A 21754-nucleotide genomic window follows, 5' to 3' on the forward strand; every position below is an offset into this window, starting at 1 on the left:
AACCCTAGGACCGGTTCTTCACGGCGTCGACCACTGCGGTCAGTGCCGCCGCAATGGCCGTGACGTCGCTGCCGCCGCCCTGTGCCATGTCGGGCTTGCCGCCGCCACCGCCGCCAAGGATGCCCGATGCGAGCTTGACCAGGTTTCCGGCCTTAACGCCTGCCTCGCGGGCTGCCTCGTTGGTGAGAACCAGGATGACCGGGCGGCCGTTGCTGGCGCCTGCCGCGGCAATGGTCGATGCCGACGAGCCCAACCGGTCGCGCAGGTCAAGTGCCAGGGCGCGAAGGTCGTCGGCACTGGCGATGTCACCGGCGTCGTGCGCAATGACACGCACGCCATTGGCGTCAACGGCCGAGCCTGCAAGGTTCGCCGCCGCTGCGCCAAGCTGTTCCTTGCGCAGGCGCTCAAGTTCCTTCTCGGCGTGCTTGAGCTTGGCAAGGGTTGCTGCAACACGCTCGGGCACCAGGTGCGAGGGCACCTTGAGCATGTCCGACAGCGAGCTGACGAGGGCACGCTCCGCAGCCAGGTGGCGGAAGGCATCCATGCCGACAAAGGCCTCGACGCGGCGGTTTCCCGAGCCAACCGACTGCTCCCCCAGCAGGGTCAGCGAACCGATGTTTGACGTGCTGGCAACGTGTGTGCCACCGCACAGCTCACGGGACCATGCGCCGTCGATCTCCACGACACGCACTTGGGCGCCGTAGTTCTCCCCGAACAGGGCCGTCGCACCGAGCGCCTTGGCGGCATCGAGGTCCATGACGGTCGTGTCAACGCGGAAGTTGCTGCGGATGGCAAGGTTGGCCACCTCTTCGATCTCCGAACGGGTCGCCGGGCTCAGGCCCTCGCCCCAGGCGAAGTCAAAGCGCAGGTAGCCGGCCTTGTTGTAGGAACCGCGCTGCAGCGCCTCCGGGCCGAGGATCTGGTGCAGGGCCGCGTGGACGATGTGCGTGCCCGTGTGGGCCTGCTCGCCCGCATGGCGGCGTTCACGGTCGACGGCGGCGCGGACCAGCGCGTCCGAAGGCAGCTCGCCCTCGCGCACGATCGCCTGGTGCACGCTCAGTCCCTTGATGGGGCGCTGGACGTCGAGGACCTCGACGACGAAGCCGTCACCGGTGATCAGGCCGGTGTCCGCTGCCTGGCCGCCGGCCTCGGCGTAGAACGGGGTCTCGTCAAGGACGACGGAAATCTCATCCCCCGTGGAGGCGTGGGCCACCTTGGCGCCGTTGGCGAGGATCGCCCGGACACGGCCCTGGCCCTCAAGTTCGGTGTAGCCGGTGAAGACCGTCTCGCCCTGGGCGTGTAACTCATGGAAGACCGAGAGGTCCGCGTGGCCGCTCTTCTTGGCCTTGGCGTCCTTCTGGGCGCGTGTGCGCTGCTCGAGCATGAGGGAGCGGAATCCGGCCTCGTCGACCGCCAGGCCGGCCTCTCCGGCCATTTCAAGCGTGAGGTCGATCGGGAAGCCGTACGTGTCATGCAGGGCGAACGCTTCGGCGCCGGACAGGTTGGTGTTGGCTGCCTTGGATTCCTTCACGGCTTCTTCGAGGCGGGCCGTGCCGCTGGCGATGGTGCGCAGGAAGGACTTTTCTTCCGCGTAGGCGATGCGGGCGATGCGGGCGAAGTCGGTCTCGACCTCCGGGTAGGCACCCTTCATGGCGTCCCGTGAGACGGGCAGGAGCTCGGGCAGCACGGCTGTTTCCACGCCGAGGAGGCGCATGGCGCGCACTGCACGGCGGATCAGGCGGCGCAGCACGTAGCCGCGGCCCTCATTGGAGGGGCTGACGCCGTCGGAAATCAGCATGAGCGAGGAGCGGATGTGGTCGGCCACAACACGCATGCGCACGTCGTCTGTGTGGTGCGGGTCCGCGGGGTCCTCGGTGGAGGTGTACTCCTTGCCAGCCAGTTCTGCTGCCTTGTCAAGGACGGGGCGGACCTGGTCGGTCTCATACATGTTCTCCACGCCCTGGAGAATCATGGCCAGGCGCTCCAGGCCCAGGCCAGTGTCAATGTTCTTGTTGGGCAGTTCGCCGACGACGTCGAACTCTGTCTTGGAGGTGACGTTGTCGATCTGGTACTGCATGAACACAAGGTTCCAGATCTCGATGTAGCGGGTTTCATCGGCGATGGGGCCACCCTCCACACCGTATTCCGGGCCGCGGTCGTAAAAGATTTCAGAGCAGGGGCCTGCGGGGCCGGGCTGGCCGGTGGACCAGTAGTTGTCTTCCTTGCCGATGCGCTGGATGCGGTCCTCGGCGACGCCGACCCTATCGCGCCAGATCTCCAGGGCTTCGGTGTCCTCGGTGTACACGGTAACCCAGAGGCGGTCAACGGGAAGGCCGAAGCCGCCGTCGGCAATTGATGAGGTCAACAGCTCCCAGGCGTACGGGATGGCTGTTTCCTTGAAGTAGTCGCCGAAGGAGAAGTTGCCGGCCATCTGGAAGAAGGTGCCGTGACGGACTGTCTTGCCGACCTCGTCGATGTCGCCGGTGCGGATACACTTCTGCACGCTCGTGGCGCGCTTGAAGGGTGGAACCTCGCGGGCTGTCAGGTAAGGGATGAAGGGAACCATGCCGGCCACTGTGAACAGCAGCGACGGGTCGGAGGACACCAAGGACGCTGACGGCACGGGGGCGTGGCCCTTGCCGGCGAAAAATTCGATCCAGCGCTGTGCAATGTCATGGGATTTCATTAGCCTGGTGGCTCCTTCAATGGTTCTGGCTGGCAAAAGTTCCGGCAGGCGGAACGCCTGGATGTGCGGTGCTTAAGTTTGCGTGGTTCGAAAAATATTGCGTTGTGAATTCTTTAACGGCGTGCGTCGAAGCGTGAAACGCTGGGTGCCTGGTCAATCCCCAGGGCGAGCCGCAAATCGTTTTCCCGTTCATCCATGTTCTCACGCAGGGCGTCCGCGAAGTCATGGACGGCGTCGCTCACCCGGCCGACGGCACGGTTGAGGCCTTCGGGGCCGATGGCGCCCTGTGCGGCGGCAATCTTGCGGGCCGCGATCACGCCGATGGTGATGCCGACGCCGAGCCAAAAGATTTTCTTCATGGTCTTTTCCTTAGGTGGCTTCTGCTAGCGGCTGCGCTTGGCACGGACGGGCTTGCCCCGGCCGGCAAAAGCCTGGCGGACACCGTAGGAAAAGGCTGCAACCTTGATCAGCGGTGAGCCGACCGTGGCGGCCACGAGGGCTGAGAGAGCCGAAATGTTGGCGGTCGCATCGGAAACGTTGTTGGATATACCGTCAACCTTGCCCAGCTGGGTGTTGGTTGTGGCAACCGTGGCCGTGACCTCGTCTATGAGAGGTGTGGTGCCGTCGCCAATTTGCCTGATCGTGGTGCGGATTTCGTCAAATACGCGGCCGAGCTTAAAGATCGGCACGGCCAGCATGGCCACAAGGATGGCAAAGACGCCAGCCGCAATCAGTCCTGCAATATCGCCACCACTCATGCTCGCGCCGCCTCTGTTCCTTGCTCGTTCCTGATTGTCTGCACCTATGTACCTTACCGAAGAGTACGGGTGTCTTGGCTACAAAACAGCCCGTGGCGGATGCCACGGGCTGTTTTGTGTTTCAAGCTTCGAATGATTCGAGCCCTACTGCGCGCTAAGGAAATTTAGCGTGAGTAGAATTCAACGACGAGCTGCTCTTCACAGGTTACGGGAACCTCAACACGCTTGGGCTTGCGAACCAGGCGGGCCTGCAGGCTCTCCAGCTTCACATCCAAGTATGCCGGGACGGCGGGGAGCACGTCGCGGTGGGCGCCGGCTGCAGCAAGCTGCAGCGGAACCATGGTCTGGCTGCGCGGGTGCACGTGGATCAGCTGACCCTCGGCAACGCGGAACGACGGGCGGTCCACGCGGGCGCCGTCGACCATGATGTGGCGGTGCACAACCAGCTGGCGGGCCTGTGCCGTGGTGCGGGCGAAGCCGGCACGCAGGACGAGGGCATCCAAACGGGTTTCCAGGATCTCAACCAGGTTTTCACCGGTCATGCCCTTGGTGTGCTTGGCTTCTTCGAAGGCACGGGTCATCTGTGCTTCGCGGATGCCGTACTGGGCGCGCAGACGCTGCTTTTCACGCAGACGTACCGCGTAGTCGCTGTCCTGCTTCTTGCGGGCGCGGCCATGCTCACCGGGGCCGTACGGGCGGCGTTCCAGGTACTTGGCGGCCTTGGGAGTCAGGGCAATGCCGAGGGCACGCGAAAGGCGTGCCTGACGGCGGGCACGTGTGTTGTTAGCCACTTGTGTCCTTCCAATATTGCAACTTGTATGTGTTCTGGCCTCCATTGTGGAGAGCTGGGGCTGTTGCGGCCCTTCGCTGCAGCACCTGGGCATGAACAACAAACCACGAAAGGGCGCGGAAAATACCCGCCGATTCAGCTTTTGTGTTGTGCATGGAGCCAGGGCTTGCCAGTGCGGCCTTAACTCTACCATCCAGCGGCGGGAGCCCGCAGTTCGAGGGCGCCGTAGCCCGGCCTCTTGCGCCAAGACTGGGCCAAGCCGCGAAAACGACGTGGCCCGACGGGTGTTTCGCAGGTTGGGACCGTCTTCGGCGTGCGGGCGCCACTAATCTTGCCGGATCAGCCCCGCCGCTCAACCCTTGGCGGGCGGGGTGCCTCGGATGATTTCCCGCAGCCTTGCCAGCCTGGGGCCGAGGTCCCGTTCGTGGCCGTTCGCCGTCGGAACGTAGTAGTTGCGGCCCACCAGGTCATCCGGGGCATATTGCTGGGCGGCGATCGAGTGCGGGGAATCGTGGGAGTAGATGTAGCCCTTGCCGTGCCCCAATCCTGCGGATCCGGCGTAGTGGGCGTCGCGCAGCGGCGGTGGAACCGTGGTCCCCCGCCCAGCCCTGACATCGGCAATGGCGGCGTTGATGCCGTTGTAGGCCGCGTTCGACTTGGGCGCCGTCGCCACATGGACCACCGCCTCGGCGAGAATGATCCGGGCCTCGGGCATGCCGATGAGCGCCACGGCCTGGGCGGCGGCAACGGCAGTCTGCAACGCCGTTGGATCCGCCATGCCCACGTCCTCTGCGGCGGAGATCATGATCCGTCGGCTGATAAAGCGCGGGTCCTCCCCAGCCTCAAGCATGCGCGCCAGATAGTGCAGGGCCGCATCCACATCCGAGCCGCGCACCGACTTGATGAAGGCACTGATGATGTCGTAGTGCTGGTCGCCAGCCCTGTCGTAGCGCACGGCGGCGGCGTCAATGGCCCGTTCGGCAATGGCCAGGTCGACAACAACCGGCCCGCCATCGCCGGGCACATCCCCCGCGCCCCCTGCATCGGCGTCCTCGAGTTCGGACAACGCCACACCGGCGGCCGCTTCCAGCGTGGTCAGGGCGCGCCGCGCGTCGCCGCTGGCCAGGCGCACCAGGTGGTCCATGGCCTCGTCGGTGACGCTGACAAGCCCGTCGAGGCCGCGCGGGTCGGCAACGGCTCGTTCAAGTAGTCCCTGGATGTCGGCATTCGTCAACGGCTGCAGGGTCAGCAGGATCGAGCGCGAGAGCAGCGGGGCCACGACGGAGAACGACGGATTTTCGGTGGTCGCGGCGATCAGCACCACCCAGCGGTTTTCCACGCCAGGCAGCAGTGCATCCTGCTGGGCCTTGTTGAAGCGGTGGATCTCATCCAGGAACAACACCGTGGTCCGCCCGTGCAGGTCCCTGTCGCTCAGCGCCTGGTCCATGACCCGGCGGACATCCTTCACGCCGGCCGTGATGGCCGACAGCTCAACGAATTTACGGCCCGGCCCGCGGGCAATCACATGGGCCAGAGTGGTCTTTCCTGTTCCCGGAGGTCCCCACAGCATGACCGACGCCGGTCCGGCGGGCCCGCCCGCACTGCCACCGGCAGCCAGCATCTGCAGCGGCGATCCGGAACCAAGCAGGTGCTGCTGGCCCACCACCTCATCCAAGGAGCGCGGGCGCATGCGCACGGCAAGCGGGCTGCGCGGCCGCGCCACCTGCCCGTCGCGGGTGCCCCCAAAGGTGAGGGATCCGGCGTCGTCTGCGTCGTCGCTGTCAAAGGCGCTGCTAAAAAGGTCACTCACCCCTCTAGGCTATCGCCCCGATGCGGATAGGCTGGCAGGCGTGAATGCCGCCACCCGCACCGCACTTGTTCCCGCCTCCCGCCTGACAGGCTGGCTGGAGCGCTTTTCCGCAGCCCATGATGGGCGGGAGTCCCTGCAGGACACGGACGACGGCGTGCTGTTGCGAATGTGCGACGGCGCCGCGGCGGTGCTCACCCCGCCATGGCCCGACGACGGGCGCCCCGGGCGCGGCGCCGACCTGCTCGAACGGCTGGTTTCGCTGGCGTCCCAGGAACGCTCCATGGGCCTGGTCCTGGTGCGGCGCGCAGGCTTTGCCGTTGGCGTCGCCACCGCCGGAAAGCTGGAGGCCCACAAGGTGGGCACCGCCTCGGCCCGATCCCGCGGCGGGGATGCGGGCGCCGCAACGGTGGAACGCGCCGCCGCCGAAGCGGCCCGAATTTTTGCCGGCCACAGCTTTGAATATCTGGCGACGGGCGGGGACAGGCAGCTGGTGGAGTCCGTGCTTGCTTCACAACCCCTGCGCAAGCATGCGCCACTGCCCAGGCTCGCCCCCCTGCCGGTGACGGATCCGAAGATGGATGTCCTGACACGCGCAGCGGCCGACTTTTGCGCCATCCGGATCAGAATCACCGACGCCGGGACCTGAGGCGGTGGCTGCCGCACCGGCCTGGGCCGCGGCCGTTGCGTTAGTGGAAGGCGCCCCCGACAGAATCACTTTGGCGATGTCACGTTCGGGGTCCCCTCCCCTGCCGTCGACGCGCCACCACAGCTCAAGGCCTGCGTTTTGAGGACGCCTGGTGAGCGGCTTCCGGGTCAACCGGCGCAGCGGCGGGCCAGGCCACGTTCATGAGGTGCTCAAGGCAGTCAAGGCTGACGGTTGCCGTTTTGGTCATCGCACACGCCTATCGGGCACCTCATGGGCGGGGAGTCCGTCGTCGTTTTCGATGAATAACGCCACATGCGCTAAAAGTGAGCCCGGTTCCCGCCGGGTTCACCATCGGAGGTCGCTAAAGGGTGACCAGGACGCAAAAATGCCGGCCACCCAAGGGGGGTGACCGGCATTTTTTACTGGTGCTACTTCTCTTCGGGCTTGGCCTCAGGCTCAGCCTTCTTGGCCTCAGGCTTGAAGTCAACGCCGGCTTCCTTGCGCTGCTGCGGCGTGATCGGGGCCGGAGCCTCGGTCATCGGATCGTAGCCGCCACCGGACTTCGGGAACGCAATGACGTCGCGGATGGAGTCGACACCGGCCAAGAGGGAGACGGCACGGTCCCAACCAATGGCGATTCCGCCATGCGGCGGGGCGCCGAACTTGAAGCCGTCGAGCAGGAAGCCGAACTTCTCGTCAGCCTCCGCCTCGGAGATGCCCATGACACCGAACACGCGCTCCTGGATGTCGCGGCGGTGGATACGGATGGAACCGCCACCGATTTCGTTGCCGTTGCAGACGATGTCGTAGGCGTACGCCAGCGCCTCGCCCGGATCGGTGTCGAAGTTGTCCATGAACTCGGGCTTGGGTGAGGTGAACGCGTGGTGCACGGCCGTCCAGGCGCTGTGGCCAAGGGCCACGTCCCCTGAACCGACGGCAACGCTGGTTGGTTCGAACATGGGTGCGTCAACAATCCAGACGAAGGCCCAGTCCTTCGGGTTGATCAGGCCGGTGCGGTGGCCGATCTCGACCCGGGCTGCACCGAGCAGGGCGCGTGAGGGGGTGACCTCGCCGGCTGCGAAGAAGATGGCGTCGCCGGTTGTGGCGCCCACGGCGTCGGCCAGGCCGGCACGCTCGGCGTCAGTCAGGTTCTTGGCGACAGGCCCGGTGAGCTCGCCCTCTTCCTTGATCAGGACGTAGGCAAGGCCCTTGGCGCCGCGCTGTTTGGCCCATTCCTGCCAGGCGTCGAGCTGGCGGCGGGGCTGTGAGGCGCCGCCGGGCATGACGACGGCGCCAACGTAGGGAGCCTTGAAGACGCCAAATTCGGTGTCCTTGAAGAACTCGGTCAAATCGGTCAGTTCCTGGCCGAAGCGCAGGTCCGGCTTGTCCGAGCCGAAGCGTGCCATGGCGTCGCGGTAGGTCATGCGCTGGATCGGCATCGGGATTTCAACGTCGATCAGCTTCCACAGCTCGGCGACAATCTTCTCGCCCAGGGCGATGATGTCATCCTGGTCAACGAAGGAAGCCTCGATGTCGAGCTGGGTGAATTCCGGCTGGCGGTCCGCGCGGAAGTCCTCGTCGCGGTAGCAGCGGGCAATCTGGTAGTACTTCTCGAAGCCACCGACCTGCAGGAGCTGCTTGAACAGCTGCGGGGACTGCGGCAGAGCGTACCAGGAGCCGGGAGCCAGGCGTGCAGGCACCACGAAGTCGCGGGCGCCCTCGGGGGTGGAACGCGTCAGCGTGGGGGTCTCGATCTCGATGTAGCCCTGATCGTGCAGCAGGTTGCGGGCAACCCGGTTGGCCTCGGAGCGCAGGCGCATGTTGCGCTGCATGCCCGGGCGGCGCAGGTCAAGGTAGCGGTGCTTCAGGCGTGCTTCCTCACCAACCTCAACGTGCTCATCAACCTGGAACGGCAGCGGTGCTGCTTCGTTAAGCACCACGACGTCATCGGCCATGACCTCGATCTCACCTGTGGCGAGGGCCGGGTTTTCGTTGCCTTCGGGGCGCCGGGACACTGTTCCGGTGATCTGCAGGACGAATTCGTTGCGCAGCGCGTGGAACACTTCTTCCTCACGCACCACGATCTGGGCAATGCCCGAGGCGTCGCGCAGATCAAGGAAGGCCACTCCGCCGTGGTCGCGGCGTCGGGCTACCCAGCCCGAAAGTGTGACGGTTTGGCCAATATGTTCTGCCCGCAGGGAGCCCAGGTCATGTGTGCGCAGCACAGCATTCCTTTCAATGGTGGTTTTCAGCCCGCGATTCCGGGCTTCAAAGAGTGTTTGTCTAAAAGTTTACCGGTGTTTCGATGTGCCGGTGGTCGGGCTAGGCCTTGACGATTTGCGGTGTCAGGTCAACGGCTGGCGGCATCCAGACGGCGGGGTCAGCGGCAACCTGGGCGCCGGAGCGGATGTCCTTGACCTGGTGCGCGCCGTCCTCGTCGGTGAACCAGACGTACGGGATGCCGCGCTTGTCGGCGTACTTGATCTGCTTGCCGAACTTGTCGGCCTTTGCGGCGACCTCGGTGGAGATGCCGCGGGATCGCAGGGATGCAGCCACGTCCTGTGCCTCGGACCAGCTGTCCTCATCGGCCAGCGTGATAAGAACAGCCGTGGGAACGCTGCGGGAAGCGGCAGCGAATTCCTGGCTCAGGATTCGGGCCACGAGACGGGTGACGCCGATGGACAGGCCGACGCCGGGGAACTTGCGGTTGCCCTTGGAGGCCAGGGCATCGTAGCGTCCGCCGGAGCAGATGGACCCCAGGGCCTCGTGGCCCACCAGCACTGTCTCGTAGACAGTGCCCGTGTAGTAGTCCAGTCCTCGGGCAATGGACAGGTCTGCCACAACGGAGCCGGGTGCGGCCTTTACGGCTGCGGCGATGACCTGTTCGAGCTCGTTCAGGCCTTCCTCCATCAGTTCCTCGGTGACGCCGAGGGCGCGCACGGCGGCAACGAAGGAGGTGTCTTCGGTGCGGATGGAGGCAAGGGCCAGTGCCTTGGCGGCCTGTTCATCGGTGGCGCCGAGTTCGTTTTTGAGCAGCTCGGCAACCTTCTCGGCGCCGATCTTTTCCAGTTTGTCGATGCTGCGCAGCACCCCTGCGGTGTCGGTCAGGCCGATGCCGCGGTAGAAACCCTCGGCGAGCTTGCGGTTGTTGATCCGCAGCTTGAAGGCCGGGATGGGAAGTGCGGAGAGCGCCTCGGCGATGACAAGCGCAAGCTCAACGTCATAGCGGAAAGGAAGTTCGCCGTCGGCCACCACGTCGATGTCGGCCTGGGTGAATTCGCGGGCGCGGCCCTCCTGCGGACGCTCGCCGCGCCACACCTTCTGGATCTGGTAGCGGCGGAACGGGAAGGAGAGGTAGCCGGCGTTTTCCACTACGTAGCGGGCAAAGGGCACAGTGAGGTCAAAGTGGAGGGCCAGCGCGTTGGGGTCGTCCTTGGCTGCCACGGCGGTGTTCCCGTCGTCGTCCTGCAGCCGGGACAGGCCGTACACTTCCTTATCAATCTCACCTTTGCGCAGCAGATGCCCCACGGTTTCCACCGCCCGGGTTTCGATGGAGCTAAAGCCGTGAAGCTCGAAGGTGCGCCGCAGCGTATCCAACACGTGCTGTTCCACCAGCCGCTCCTCGGGAAGCCACTCGGGAAAACCTGACAAGGAGGCGTTGCGTGCCATGGGTGTTGCTCTCCTAACATGCACCGGATCATGGGTCTGTCACAGGATCCGGCGGGGCGGGTATTCGTCATGGTGCGTGGTTGACCCTGTCATGCTCGACGCTGTGCGAGCGTTGCATGGGTAAACTGGCACCGGCTGCCATTTTATAAGGTTTGGCGGTCCACCCCTAACCTACCCCGCTGGTTTCATTGCCGCGCCGGGTAAACATACCGCTCACATTGAAGGAGAGGCACAGTTGGTCAACAGCAACAAGTCCAACCATGAGGCAAAGGCACGTGTGGCACGCATGAAGGCCAATCAGGCCGTGCACCAGGACAAGTTGAAGCGCCGCAAGCGCGACAACCTGATCGCCTTCATCGCCATTGGAGCCGCCCTGGCCATCGCCATCGTGCTGGCCCTGACGGTGTTCTCACCCAAGGACGCCACAACAGGTAACGCCGCCCCCGCAGCCCCAGGTGCCCCTTCAGAAAGTGCCACGGCGTCCAAGAGCGCCGCTCCCGGAACCAACAGCCCCTCGGTCCCCAAGGCCGACACGGCCAAGGGCAAGACGTTCACCGGAACGCTGAGCCTGAACGGCCAGCCGCTTGGCGTGGAACTTGACGGCACCAAGGCGCCCCAGGCCGCCGCCGTGTTCAAGTCGTTGGCCGACACCGGCTTCATGACGGGCAAGACGTGCCACCGCCTGGCCGACGCGCCCAACTTCGGCGTCCTGCAGTGCGGCTCGCTCAAGGGCGACGGCGCCGGCGATCCCAGCTACCAGTGGGGCCCGGTTGAAAACACCCCGGCCAACGGCATGTACCCCGCCGGAACCATTGCGGTGGCCCGCTCCAGCAGCGTTAACAGCAATGGCACGCAGTTCTTCATCACCTTCAAGGACACCACCCTTGGCCAGCAGGACGGCGGCTACACCATTCTCGGAAAGGTCACCAGCGGCCTCGACGTTGTCTCAGCCATTGCCAAGGACGGGATCAAGGATGGCGCCACCGACGGTGCACCCAAGACCCCAGTGACGATAGACTCGTTCCAGCTCAAGTAATTTTCAAGCGGCCTTCCGGTGTGGCATTCGCGTGCCCACGTCAGGAAAAGCAGCATCGGGGTCCCGGCCAGACCCCCACGCAAAACCTGCCAGTTTCCATCAAGCGAAAGACTTTTAGCGGTGACACACAGTCAAGAATCCGACGAAACACTTGCCTCAACAACTGAGCCCGGCTCAACTGAGGGGCATGACGCAACTATCGAGGCAGTAGTTATTGCCGAGGAAGGCACGACGGCGGCCCCTGCCGTTCCCGCCCCGGTTCCCGCGCCCGCCGCCTCACCGTCGCCGGCAGCATTTGCCGCCCGGCCCAAGGCCCCCGCCGCGACTGCCGCCCCGGCTCCGGCCGCAGCCGCCGCCGCGCCCGCCGTCGACCTGGCAGAAGCTGCCAAGTTTGGCCGCGCAGAGGAAGACGGCCACGTCTTTTTGATCCTTGACGGCGAAGAGTTCCCCGTGGGCCAGTACCCGGGTGCCACCAAGGACGAGGCACTGGCCTACTTCGTGCGCAAGTTCGATGAGATCCTGGCTCAGGTCGCCCTGCTTGAGCAGCGCGTCGAGGCCAAGGCACCCACCACAGACATGAACAAGACTGTTGTGCACCTGCGTGAGCAGCTTGGCGAACGCACCTCCGTCGGCGACGTGAACACCGCACTGGCCCGCCTCGACGCCCTTGAGGCAAACATCAAGGCCCTGGCCGCCACCGAGCGCGCCGCCCACGACGCCGCCCGCGCAGTGGAACTTGCAGCACGCGAGGCAATCGTTGCCGAAGCAGAAGCCATCGCCGCCGAAGACCCCACATCGATCCAGTGGAAGGTCAGCAGCTCCCGCATGAACGAACTCTTTGAGTTCTGGAAGCAGGCCCAGAAGTCGGGCATGCGCCTGGGCCGTGCAACGGAAGAGGGACTGTGGAAGCGCTTCCGCAGCGCCCGCACCGTGTTCGACCGCCACCGCCGCGCCTACTTCTCGCAGCTTGACAACAACAACGCTGCCGCCAAGTCCGCCAAGGAGTCCTTGATCGAGGCCGCCGAGGAATTGGCTACGTCAACCGAGTGGGGCTTCGCCGCAGGGGAATACCGCCGTCTCATGGATCAGTGGAAGTCCTCACCCCGCGCCAGCCGCAAGGACGATGACGCCCTCTGGGCCCGTTTCCGCGGCGCACAGGACAAGTTCTTCGCCGCCCGCCAGGCAGCCAACAACGCCCTCGATGAGGAATTCGGTGCCAACCTTGTGGTGAAGGAGGCCCTGATTGCCGAGGCAGAAGCCCTGCTTCCGATCAAGGACCTCAACTCCACCAAGAAGGCCCTGCAGAACATCCGCGACCGGTGGGAGGAAGCCGGCAAGGTTCCCCGCAACGACATGCAGCGTGTTGAGGCAGGCCTGCGCAAGGTTGAGGACGCCGTTCGCGCCGCCGACGAAGACAACTGGCGCCGCAGCGATCCCGAAGCCAAGGCACGCACCAGCAGCGCCCTGAGCCAGCTCGAAGCCACCATCGCCGGCCTGAAGGAAGACCTCGAAGCGGCAGAGAAGGCCGGAGACGCCCGCAAGGTCGCCAAGGCAACCGACGCACTGGCAGCCCGCCAGCTGTGGCTGGAGCAGATCCAGAAGGCAGCAGCGGACTTCTCGTAGTCCCCACGCCCTCCCAATGTGTTGGTCGCGAGCGACCAACACATTGGGTCCCTCGGGCGCGTGGGCCCAGCGTGGGCCCAACAGAGCTGTCTATCGGGCGCGTGGGCCCGGCGTGGGCCCAACAGAACTGTATATCGGGCGCGTGGGCCCAACGTTCCATTTCATATTTACGGGGCCTCCGGGCCGGGTTGTCCACAATCTGGCACGGGGGCCTTTTGCTTGCCATCGCTAAGGTGCAGTGTGGGCTTATGAACGATCCCGCTGCTTCCGATACACCTTCCGACGTGGACCTGATGGTCCCGGGCACGCTGTTTGTGCTGGCCGAACTTCAGGCCATGACGATCGACGGAGTCCTCGCACCGGTTTTTGGCCAGGCCTTCCACCCCGCCGGGGCCGTTGAGACGCCGGGGCTTCGCGCTGCCGCACTGGCGTTCCATGTTCCCGCCGCACTGGCCCACAGGGCGGCTTTGGGGCAACTGTCGGCCGCATGGGTCTACGGCTGCGCTTCCCCGCCGCAGGTCATTTCCCTCCTGCAGGGCCACGGTGGGAAGAGTGCTTCCCTGCCACCCTTCAGCGGCTGCACATTGCGGCAGGTAAACCTGGAGGCCGGCGACGTGCAAACCATTGGCGGCATCCAGGTCACCGGCCCGCTGCGCACAGCACTTGACGTCGCACGTACGGCTCCGGAAGATATTGCCAGGGAAGTTCTGGAGCGAATGGCCGCCAGGGCGGCACTGCGCTGCCCCCTCGAACGTGTCGGGGAGGCACTGCGCACAGCCGCCCACGTGCCAGGAAAGCTCAGGGGCCAGGAACTGCTTCGGGGCATGCTCCAGAGGCGTCCCGGTGCCGTGATTCAGGCGCGGCGGTGGGAGCCGGTTGAGCGGTAGACGTCAAAGACCCCGTCAATGCGCCGCACCGAGTTGAGCACGTGGTCAAGGTACTTCGGATCGCCCATCTCGAATGCGAACTTTGACATGGCCACACGGTCGCGTGTGGTGCTGACGCCGGCGGCAAGGATGTTCACGTGGCTCTCGGCGAGCACACGTGTCACGTCGGCAAGCAGGCTCTTTCGGTCAAGGGCCTCAACCTGTATTTCCACCAGGAACACCCCTGACTGGGTGGGCGCCCACTCCACATCCACGAGCCTGTCGGGCTCGTTCTTCATGTGCACCAGATTGGGGCAGTCCTGTCTGTGCACCGAGATGCCCGATCCCTTGGTGACAAATCCCGAGATCGGGTCGGGCGGGACAGGGGTGCAGCACCGCGCCAGCTTGACCAGCACATCCCCCATGCCATGGACTATCACGCCCGATTCGGAAATACGCGAACGGGCGTTGGAGACGTGAGTGTCAACGAGCGCCGGCGCGTCCTCGACGTAGTCGCTGATGCCCAGCATGTCGCGCAGGCGCTCAACCACCGACTGGGCCGATGTGTGGCCGTCGCCGACTGCCGCGTAAAGGCCTGCGATGTCCTGGTAGTGGAAGTGCTCCGTGACGGCAAGGAGTCCGTCGTGGGTCATCATTTTTTGCAGCGGAAGGTTCTGCTTGCGCATCTGCTTTGTCAGCAGTTCCTTGCCTTTTTCAATGGACTCGTCGCGGCGTTCCTTGGTGAACCACTGGCGGATCTTATTCCTGGCGCGGGCGCTCTTGACGAAGTTCTGCCAGTCCTGGCTTGGCCCGGCACCCTCGGCCTTGTTGGTGAAGATCTCCACCGTGTCGCCATGGGACAATTCGCTGTTCAGCGGCACAAGCTTGCCGTTGACGCGTGCCCCAATGGTCCGGTTGCCTACTTCGGTATGCACGGAATAGGCGAAGTCGACGGGGGTTGCCCCCTCGGGCAGCGCAATGATCTTTCCCTTGGGCGTGTAGACATACACTTCCTTGGAATTCATCTCATACCGCAGCGACTCAAGGAACTCGTTGGAGTCGCTTGTCTCCTGCTGCCAGTCAAGCAGGGACCGCAGCCAGTTCATGTCCTCCTGGACGGTGACAGGGGCCTTGTTGCCTGACTTGTACTTCCAGTGCGCGGCAACGCCGTACTCGGCACGCTGGTGCATTTCAAGGGTTCGGATCTGGATTTCAACAAGCTTGCCGCCGGGGCCAACCACGGTGGTGTGCAGTGACTGGTACATGTTGAACTTTGGCAGCGCAATGTAGTCCTTGAAGCGTCCGACCAGCGGGGTCCACAGGGCGTGGATCTGGCCCAGTGCCGCATAACAGTCACCCACGGAATCCACAATGACGCGGACACCGATCAGGTCGTTGATGTCGTCAAAGTCCTTGTTGCGGACAACCATCTTTTGGTAGATGGAATAGTAATGCTTGGGCCGGCCCGTGATATCGGCCTTGAGCTTGGAGACCCGCATCGCATCAACGATTTCGCGCCTGATGATGCTCAGCTGTTTCTCGCGCTCCGGGGAACGGTCCTGGACCATCCTGACAATCTCTTCATACACCTTGGGGTACAGCGCGGCAAAGGAGAGCTCCTCGAGCTCCCACTTGACGGCGTTCATGCCCAGGCGGTGCGCCAGCGGGGCGAAGATGTCAAGGGTTTCCCTTGCCTTCTTCCCCGAGGAGGCGGCCGAGACAAAGCGCCACGTACGCGCGTTGTGCAGCCTGTCTGCCAGCTTGATGACGAGCACGCGGATGTCCTTCGCCATGGCAATGACCATCTTGCGCACCGTTTCGGCCTGTGCGGCGTCCCCAAACTCGACCTTGTCAAGCTTCGTCACGCCGTCCACAAGGACGGTGATTTCGTGGCCGAAGTCCCGTTCCAGCTCGGCCAGCGTGTAGGGAGTGTCCTCGACCGTGTCGTGCAGCAGCGCGGCCGCAAGGGTGCTTCCGGTCATGCCCATTTCCGCGAGGATCGTTGCAACGGCAACGGGATGGGTGATATACGGGTCGCCACTCTTGCGCTTTTGGCCCTCGTGGTATTTTTCGGCAACGGAAAACGCCCGTTGGATCAGGTCAAAGTCCTCTTTGGGATTCCTTGCGCGCACAATGCGCAGCAAAGGCTCCAAAATAGGCGAGTAGCTTTCCGTGGACCATCCGGTCAACCGGGCAAGCCGGGACCGTGTCCGTTCGCGGCGCCCGGGAAAGGTGGGGCGCGGTTCCTCCGGGAGCGCAACGGAACTGCCGGCATCGGATGCCGGCCCGCCGCTGGTCCCAGTCACAATTTCATGCGAGGGCGGGTCACCGTTCAACGCACTACCTCCCTTACGCATTTGCACACCATGCGCCCCCGCTGCGGGGCATTAATCCAGTCTAAGGTGCGCTGCGGGAAATCCTGACCAAAATAAAGCCGGGGCCAGATGCATGGCATCGGACCCCGGCTATTCCCCAGGCCCTGGCGGGCCGGGCACTGGACTGCTAAACGGCGTCGACCCTGGCGGCGCTGACAGCTACTTGATGTTGTTGGACCTTCTTGGCCTGCTTGATCAGTTCCGGCTCGCGCTCGCGCAACCATGAGTACATGGGGGCGGCCACGAAGATCGTGGAGAACGTGCTCACGATGATGCCGATGAACAGCGCAAGGGACAGGTCGCGGAGCGTGCCTGCACCCAGCAGCAGTGCACCGATGAACAGGATCGAGCCAACCGGAAGGATCGCAACCATCATGGTGTTGATGGAGCGCACCAGCGTCTGATTCACTGCAAGGTTGACTTCACCTGCAAAAGTGCGCCGTGTCGACTTGGTGATGTCATGGGTGTTTTCACGGATCTTATCGAACACCACCACTGTGTCGTACAGGGAATAGCTCAGAATCGTCAGGAATCCGATGATGGCCGACGGCGTGACCTCGAAGCTGGAGGCTGCGTAGATTCCCGCCGTCACAACCATGACAACCAGCAGTCCGACCATGGCGGCAATCGACATTCGCCAGGTGCGGAAGTACAGGGCCATCAGGATCGTGGCAAGGAGCACAAACACGATGAATCCGATGACGGCCTGGCGTGAGACGTCGGCACCCCAGGTGGGCCCGACGAAGGTCGAGGTGATGTGGTCTTCCGTCACGCCATAGGCGGACTTCAGCGCGTTCTTGACCTTGATGGTCTGGTCGTCTGTCAGCGTGTTCGTCTGCACCTGGATGGTGTCGCTGGCCATGTTTGTGACAACGGCATCCGCGCCCGGCGCTACTTCGCCAACGGCCTTCGCACCGATCGTGACATCGGGCTTGGACACCGAGGAGATGGTAAATTGCGACCCGCCGCGGAAATCAATGCCGAAGTTGAAGCCGCCTCCGAGAATGGGGATCAGGATGGAAATCAGGACGGCCAACCCGGCAATGCTGAACCAGATCTTGCGCTTGCCAACGAACTCGTAGGACCGTTCACCGGTGTACAGTTCGTTGCCGAAAGTGGCGAAGCTCTTCATTAGTTGATCTCCTTGGAGTCGTCGCTTGACTCGGACTTTGCGGCTCCTGCGCCCCGGCTGCCAACCATTTGCTTTTCCTTGGCCGCAAGGCGGCGTTCGGCGATGGTCTGCCGGCGTTCGGCTTCTCCTGCGGCGCGGGCGTTCTTGCCCTTGGCCACTTCCACGCTCTCTTCCGGGGTGCGGAAGCGGCCTGCACCGCGGTACAGCGGAATGGCACCAAGCTGGACAGGGTCAAGACCGGAGAAGTGGTGGCCCTCACCAAAGAACTTGGTGCGTGCCAGCAACTGCAGCATGGGGTGGGTGAACATGAAGACGACGATGAGGTCGGCGACTGCTGTCAGGCCCAGGGTGAAGGCAAAGCCCTTCACGCTGCCCACCGATACGAAGTACAGGACCAGCGATGCCAGGATGTTCACGGCCTTTGAGGCAAGGATGGTGCGCTTGGCACGCGCCCAGCCGTTCTCCACGGCGGCAATCAGGCCGCGGCCGTCGCGCAGTTCATCCCTGACACGTTCAAAGTAGACAATGAACGAGTCGGCGGTTTGGCCGATGGCAACGATGATACCCGCGACACCGGCAAGGGTCAGGCGGTAATTTTCGGTCCAGCCAAGCAGGAGGATGGCCAGGTAGGTCAGAAGGCCGGCAATGACGAGCGAGAAGATCGTGACGAGGCCGAGTGCACGGTACTGGAAGAGTGAGTAGATGACCACCAGGAGCAGACCGATCAAACCGGCCAGCAGGCCCATTTCAAGTTGCTGCAGGCCAAGTGTCGCGGAAATCTGAATTTCACTTTGGATGCCAAAGCTGATCGGCAGTGAACCGAACTTCAGCTGGTCCGCGAGGGCCTTGGCACTGGCTTCGGTGAACTGTCCCGTGATGGAAGACTGCCCGTCGGATATGACGGCCTGGGAAGCCGGTGCCGAAACAATGCTGTCATCCAGGACGATCGCAAAGCGGGCCTGGGGGTCGTTCGGGTTGGCCATGTACTTGGAGTACAGACGCTGGGTGACGGCCTTGAATGCTGCGGCGCCCTCAGGCTTCTCAAGGGTCAGCTGGACGGACCACTCATTGGTGGTGGCACCGTTGGCGCCGGGCTTCAGGCCATAGGTGGCATTCTTGATCCACTTGCCGGGGATCTCCACAGGTCCAAGGATGTACTTGATGCCGGAGCCCGGCTCGCAGCTGACAAGCGGCTTGGCCGGATCCGAGGTTGTCGGACGCTCGGTCAAGGGCGGGACGCAGCTGGTGGCCTCAAAGTCCTTCATGACAGCTGCATCAATCCAGTTCGGATCGCTCGCATTCAGGGGTGCCGCGGTGGGCACGGGAAGTTTGTCGGCAGGTGTCCGGCCAGCCACCGGTGTTGCACCGGCAGGGCCCTGGCTTGCCACGATGACGGGGCGGAAGTTCATGTTGGCCGAGGCCTTGATGAGGTTGCGCTCTTCATCAGTGGGCTTGCCTGCCATGCTCACAACAACGTTCTTGCCACCCTCGGTGGTGATCTGGGCTTCGGAAACACCCGAACCGTCAACACGCTGGCGAATGATGGACACGGCCTGGTCCAGCTGTTCTGCGGAGATACTGTCCTTGCCATCAATCTTCGGCGCCAGAATCATCTGGGTGCCGCCTTCAAGGTCAAGGCCGAGTTTTGGCGCCCAGTTGACGGCCCCTGCAAGAACGCCGCCACCTACTGCCACGGTGCATGCAATGATGATCGCCGCGAGCCACAGAAGAGTTCTGCGGGCTGTGGACGTCGGACCGGTTCGTGCCATCAAGGGATCCTTCTTATTTGTCACGGGTTTTGTGTGCGCAGTGCGCAACGATGAACATGGCGATGCTGCCTCGCCACACAGTCTGTGGCGAAGCAGCGGCCAACCCGGAAAAGGCTAGTTGTCTTTGTTGTTTTCGTTCTTCAGGCGCTCGAGGGAATCCTCAACGGTTTCCCCTTCCACGTTCTTCTTCTCCAGACCGATGGTCAGCGAGGAGGCGTCGTCGGGCACGATGGCGTCGACGTCCTGCGGCTCAATGATTTTGGCGACCGTCTGGCTGTGCACCGTGGCAGTGGTTCCGGGGGAGATTTCCAAGAGGATCTTGTTCTCGTCCTCGTCGATGGCGAGGACTTTTCCGAACAGTCCGAAGTTGGTCATCATCTCGACGCCGGGGGCCAGCTTTGAACGCTTCTCCTGCGCGGCGGCCTTGGTCTTCTTCTGCTTGCGGATCATCATGATGATGAGCAGGGCAAACATGGCGAACAAAAGGAGGTTCATGGGGCTCAGGAGACCTGCCTGGGGGGCGGGGTCAGTGGCCAAAATACTGCTGAAAGACACAGCTGGAGTTCCATTCATTAAGGTAATCAGTGGATGTCGAACACGCCGCAAACGTGCCGGACGTCATACCAGTCTACGCGGTAAAGCTGGACGTCGGATGTTAATAACACCAACAATGACCCCTAATCTGATGCAACGACGGCAAAATACGTCAGCCACTGGCGTAATAAGGCGGTTTTGCGCCCCTTGGCCCGCACCCAATGACCTGTCGCGTCATGTTCAGGAGTCGGCGCCGTCCCCGTCAAAGGGCAGCATGGCCGATGCCACGGCATTTCCGGGCATCTTTAGGCCAAGGTGCTCCCAGGCGGCGGGCAGCGCGATGCGCCCACGCGGCGTCCTGCCCAGCAGGCCCTCCCTGACAAGGAATGGTTCGGCGACGGTTTCCACCGTTTCGGGCTCTTCCCCGACGGCAATCGCCAGTGTTGACAAGCCAACCGGCCCGCCATTGAACTTGGTGACAAGCGCCTCAAGCACCGACCTGTCCAGGCGGTCAAGGCCCCTGGCATCCACCTCATACATGTCAAGGGCGGCGGAGGATGACCTCGCGTCGATGGTTTCGATGCCATGGACCAGCGCCCAGTCACGCACGCGCCGTAGGAGCCTGTTGGCGATGCGGGGTGTTCCGCGTGACCGGCCGGCAATTTCGGCAAATCCCGCACTTGTCAGCTTCAGGTCGAGCATTCCGGCCGAACGGCGCAGGACAAGCTCCAGCTCGGCCACCGAGTAGAACTCGAGGTGGCCGGTAAAACCAAACCGGTCACGCAGCGGCCCGGGCAGCAACCCTGCACGGGTTGTTGCCCCCACCAGCGTGAAGGACGGCAGCTCCAGGGGAATCGCGGTTGCCCCGGCACCCTTGCCCACGATGATGTCCACACGGAAATCCTCCATGGCCATGTAGAGCATTTCCTCCGCAGGCCTGGACATGCGGTGGATTTCGTCAAGGAAGAGCACCTCACCTTCGGTGAGCGAAGACAGAATGGCGGCCAGGTCCCCCGCGTGCTGGATGGCAGGTCCGGAGCTGATCCGCAGCGGCGCGTTCATTTCGGCCGCGACAATCATGGCAAGTGTTGTCTTGCCCAGCCCGGGAGGGCCCGACATGAGAACATGGTCGGCACTGCGGCCGCGGATCTTCGATGCCGCAAGGACGAGGGCCAGTTGCTTGCGCACCCGCTCCTGGCCGACGAAGTCATCGAGGTTCTTGGGCCGCAGCGCGGCCTCAAGCTCGCGTTCCTCGGGCTCGGCCGCGGGAACTGCCAGCTCATGGGCCGCCCCGCGCCCGGCGGACGCCGTATCGCCGCCGATGCTTATTTGTCCCGGCAGGAGCGGGATTGCATCTTCCATGCCAGCCATTGCCTACCGCACACCCGTCCTGGTCCGGGTGTTGTCCTGGCCCAGCCAGCGCAGTGTTGCCCGCAGCACGGCGGGCACATTGGCACCCTCGGCCAGCTCGGGATCGGCAGCCACCGCGGCATCGATCGCCTTCAGCGCGTCCTTTTCGTTCCAGCCCAGGCTCGTCATGGCGGCCACAACCTGGTCCTTCCATTCCATCGCCGCAGAAGCTTCGGGCGCCGAGGAAGGGGCGGCACCCGTGGGCTTCAGCTTGCCCTTGAGCTCCAGGACAATCCGGCCGGCGACCTTTGGCCCGACCCCGGGAACCTTGGTGAACGCCTTGCCGTCGCCGTTGGCAACACTGATCCTGATGCTTTCCGGTTCAAGCACTGACAGGACGGCCAGTGCGAGCCTGGGACCGATGCCGCTGACTGTCAGCAGGGCGTCGAACACCTCACGTTCCTGCTCGTCGGCGAAGCCGTAGAGGGTCATGGAGTCTTCACGCACGATCATGGCGGTGGTGATCGTGGCCTCCTCCCCCTCGCGCAGCTTGCCAAGGGTCTTGGGCGTTGCATGGACCAGCATTCCGACGCCGTTGACGTCAAGGACTACATGGGCCAGGGAAAGCTGGGCGACCGGACCACGGACAAAACTGATCATTGCAACTGCTCCTTGGAAAAACCGAACTTTTGGACCACTGAAGTACAACC

Annotated in this window: 18 protein-coding genes; 4 read left to right on the forward strand and 14 right to left on the reverse strand. The window is 63.7% G+C overall.

The genetic code is table 11. The features are described from left to right. Nucleotides 1-4 precede the first annotated feature (4 nt). The 5 genes from alaS to AAGW05_RS10095 all read right to left on the reverse strand — a co-directional run bounded on the left by alaS (nt 5) and on the right by AAGW05_RS10095 (nt 6044). Nucleotides 5-2686: an alanine--tRNA ligase gene (gene alaS / locus AAGW05_RS10075; protein ID WP_411804385.1), complete on the reverse strand. Its 2682-nt coding sequence runs from the start codon at nt 2684-2686 to the stop codon at nt 5-7. Between the two features lie 113 nt (nt 2687-2799). Beyond that, nucleotides 2800-3045 carry a hypothetical protein gene (locus AAGW05_RS10080; protein ID WP_411804386.1) on the reverse strand — a complete coding sequence of 82 codons (246 nt, stop codon included), beginning with the start codon at nt 3043-3045 and terminating at the stop codon, nt 2800-2802. A 24-nt stretch (nt 3046-3069) separates the two neighbouring features. Continuing rightward, entirely contained in the window at nt 3070-3444 is a 375-nt protein-coding gene (locus tag AAGW05_RS10085; RefSeq protein ID WP_411804387.1) for a DUF948 domain-containing protein, read from the reverse strand. 164 nt (nt 3445-3608) lie between these two features. Then, nucleotides 3609-4235: a 30S ribosomal protein S4 gene (rpsD, locus tag AAGW05_RS10090; protein ID WP_411804388.1), complete on the reverse strand. Its 627-nt coding sequence runs from the start codon at nt 4233-4235 to the stop codon at nt 3609-3611. A gap of 351 nt (nt 4236-4586) precedes the next feature. Next, entirely contained in the window at nt 4587-6044 is a 1458-nt protein-coding gene (locus AAGW05_RS10095; protein WP_411804389.1) for a replication-associated recombination protein A, read from the reverse strand. Nucleotides 6045-6084: 40 nt separating this feature from the next. On the opposite strand from AAGW05_RS10095, the gene AAGW05_RS10100 reads away from it, so the two are divergent. Next, entirely contained in the window at nt 6085-6690 is a 606-nt protein-coding gene (locus AAGW05_RS10100; RefSeq protein WP_411804390.1) for an acVLRF1 family peptidyl-tRNA hydrolase, read from the forward strand. Nucleotides 6691-6814: 124 nt separating this feature from the next. Here the strand turns inward: AAGW05_RS10100 and AAGW05_RS10105 are convergent, their stop codons facing one another. From AAGW05_RS10105 to hisS, 3 genes are all read right to left on the reverse strand, one after another. Further along, nucleotides 6815-6937: a hypothetical protein gene (locus tag AAGW05_RS10105; protein ID WP_411804391.1), complete on the reverse strand. Its 123-nt coding sequence runs from the start codon at nt 6935-6937 to the stop codon at nt 6815-6817. 181 nt (nt 6938-7118) lie between these two features. Continuing rightward, on the reverse strand, nt 7119-8915 hold the full coding sequence (gene aspS, locus AAGW05_RS10110; protein ID WP_411804392.1) for an aspartate--tRNA ligase: 1797 nt from the start codon (nt 8913-8915) through the stop codon (nt 7119-7121). Between the two features lie 97 nt (nt 8916-9012). Further along, nucleotides 9013-10359, reverse strand: a complete 1347-nt coding sequence (hisS, locus tag AAGW05_RS10115) for a histidine--tRNA ligase (RefSeq protein ID WP_411804393.1) — start codon at nt 10357-10359, stop codon at nt 9013-9015. A gap of 235 nt (nt 10360-10594) precedes the next feature. On the opposite strand from hisS, the gene AAGW05_RS10120 reads away from it, so the two are divergent. The 3 genes from AAGW05_RS10120 to AAGW05_RS10130 all read left to right on the forward strand — a co-directional run bounded on the left by AAGW05_RS10120 (nt 10595) and on the right by AAGW05_RS10130 (nt 13905). Beyond that, nucleotides 10595-11395 carry a peptidylprolyl isomerase gene (locus AAGW05_RS10120; protein WP_411804394.1) on the forward strand — a complete coding sequence of 267 codons (801 nt, stop codon included), beginning with the start codon at nt 10595-10597 and terminating at the stop codon, nt 11393-11395. Between the two features lie 120 nt (nt 11396-11515). Further along, nucleotides 11516-13018: a DUF349 domain-containing protein gene (locus tag AAGW05_RS10125; protein ID WP_411804395.1), complete on the forward strand. Its 1503-nt coding sequence runs from the start codon at nt 11516-11518 to the stop codon at nt 13016-13018. A gap of 248 nt (nt 13019-13266) precedes the next feature. Then, complete coding sequence (locus AAGW05_RS10130; RefSeq protein ID WP_411804396.1) at nt 13267-13905, forward strand: hypothetical protein; 639 nt, start codon at nt 13267-13269, stop codon at nt 13903-13905. On the opposite strand, the gene AAGW05_RS10135 is transcribed toward AAGW05_RS10130, so the two are convergent. The 6 genes from AAGW05_RS10135 to ruvA all read right to left on the reverse strand — a co-directional run bounded on the left by AAGW05_RS10135 (nt 13872) and on the right by ruvA (nt 21704). Further along, a complete protein-coding gene (locus AAGW05_RS10135) occupies nt 13872-16241 on the reverse strand; it encodes a RelA/SpoT family protein (RefSeq protein WP_411804397.1) in 2370 nt (789 codons plus the stop codon). The genes AAGW05_RS10130 and AAGW05_RS10135 overlap by 34 nt on opposite strands. Before the next feature lie 145 nt (nt 16242-16386). Continuing rightward, a complete protein-coding gene (gene secF, locus AAGW05_RS10140; RefSeq protein WP_411804398.1) occupies nt 16387-17391 on the reverse strand; it encodes a protein translocase subunit SecF in 1005 nt (334 codons plus the stop codon). After that, nucleotides 17391-19160, reverse strand: a complete 1770-nt coding sequence (gene secD, locus AAGW05_RS10145) for a protein translocase subunit SecD (protein WP_411804399.1) — start codon at nt 19158-19160, stop codon at nt 17391-17393. Before secD ends, secF begins: the two co-directional genes overlap by 1 nt. A gap of 114 nt (nt 19161-19274) precedes the next feature. Then, on the reverse strand, nt 19275-19715 hold the full coding sequence (gene yajC / locus AAGW05_RS10150; RefSeq protein ID WP_411804400.1) for a preprotein translocase subunit YajC: 441 nt from the start codon (nt 19713-19715) through the stop codon (nt 19275-19277). A gap of 219 nt (nt 19716-19934) precedes the next feature. Beyond that, nucleotides 19935-21056, reverse strand: coding sequence for a Holliday junction branch migration DNA helicase RuvB (gene ruvB, locus AAGW05_RS10155; RefSeq protein ID WP_411804401.1), 1122 nt, complete (start codon nt 21054-21056; stop codon nt 19935-19937). A gap of 12 nt (nt 21057-21068) precedes the next feature. After that, nucleotides 21069-21704 carry a Holliday junction branch migration protein RuvA gene (gene ruvA, locus AAGW05_RS10160; RefSeq protein ID WP_411804402.1) on the reverse strand — a complete coding sequence of 212 codons (636 nt, stop codon included), beginning with the start codon at nt 21702-21704 and terminating at the stop codon, nt 21069-21071. Between the last annotated feature and the right edge of the window lie 50 nt (nt 21705-21754).

The organism is Arthrobacter sp. LAPM80 (assembly GCF_046736435.1).
GTDB lineage: Bacteria > Actinomycetota > Actinomycetes > Actinomycetales > Micrococcaceae > Specibacter.

Bases quoted from the DNA above. Each gene is read 5' to 3' on its own strand.
- alaS (WP_411804385.1), bottom strand. From the start codon at position 2,686: ATGAAATCCCATGACATTGCACAGCGCTGGATCGAATTTTTCGCCGGC.
- AAGW05_RS10080 (WP_411804386.1), bottom strand. From the start codon at position 3,045: ATGAAGAAAATCTTTTGGCTCGGCGTCGGCATCACCATCGGCGTGATC.
- AAGW05_RS10085 (WP_411804387.1), bottom strand. From the start codon at position 3,444: ATGAGTGGTGGCGATATTGCAGGACTGATTGCGGCTGGCGTCTTTGCC.
- AAGW05_RS10105 (WP_411804391.1), bottom strand. From the start codon at position 6,937: ATGACCAAAACGGCAACCGTCAGCCTTGACTGCCTTGAGCACCTCATG.
- hisS (WP_411804393.1), bottom strand. From the start codon at position 10,359: ATGGCACGCAACGCCTCCTTGTCAGGTTTTCCCGAGTGGCTTCCCGAG.
- AAGW05_RS10130 (WP_411804396.1), top strand. From the start codon at position 13,267: ATGAACGATCCCGCTGCTTCCGATACACCTTCCGACGTGGACCTGATG.
- AAGW05_RS10135 (WP_411804397.1), bottom strand. From the start codon at position 16,241: ATGCGTAAGGGAGGTAGTGCGTTGAACGGTGACCCGCCCTCGCATGAA.
- secF (WP_411804398.1), bottom strand. From the start codon at position 17,391: ATGAAGAGCTTCGCCACTTTCGGCAACGAACTGTACACCGGTGAACGG.
- secD (WP_411804399.1), bottom strand. From the start codon at position 19,160: ATGGCACGAACCGGTCCGACGTCCACAGCCCGCAGAACTCTTCTGTGG.
- ruvB (WP_411804401.1), bottom strand. From the start codon at position 21,056: ATGGAAGATGCAATCCCGCTCCTGCCGGGACAAATAAGCATCGGCGGC.
- ruvA (WP_411804402.1), bottom strand. From the start codon at position 21,704: ATGATCAGTTTTGTCCGTGGTCCGGTCGCCCAGCTTTCCCTGGCCCAT.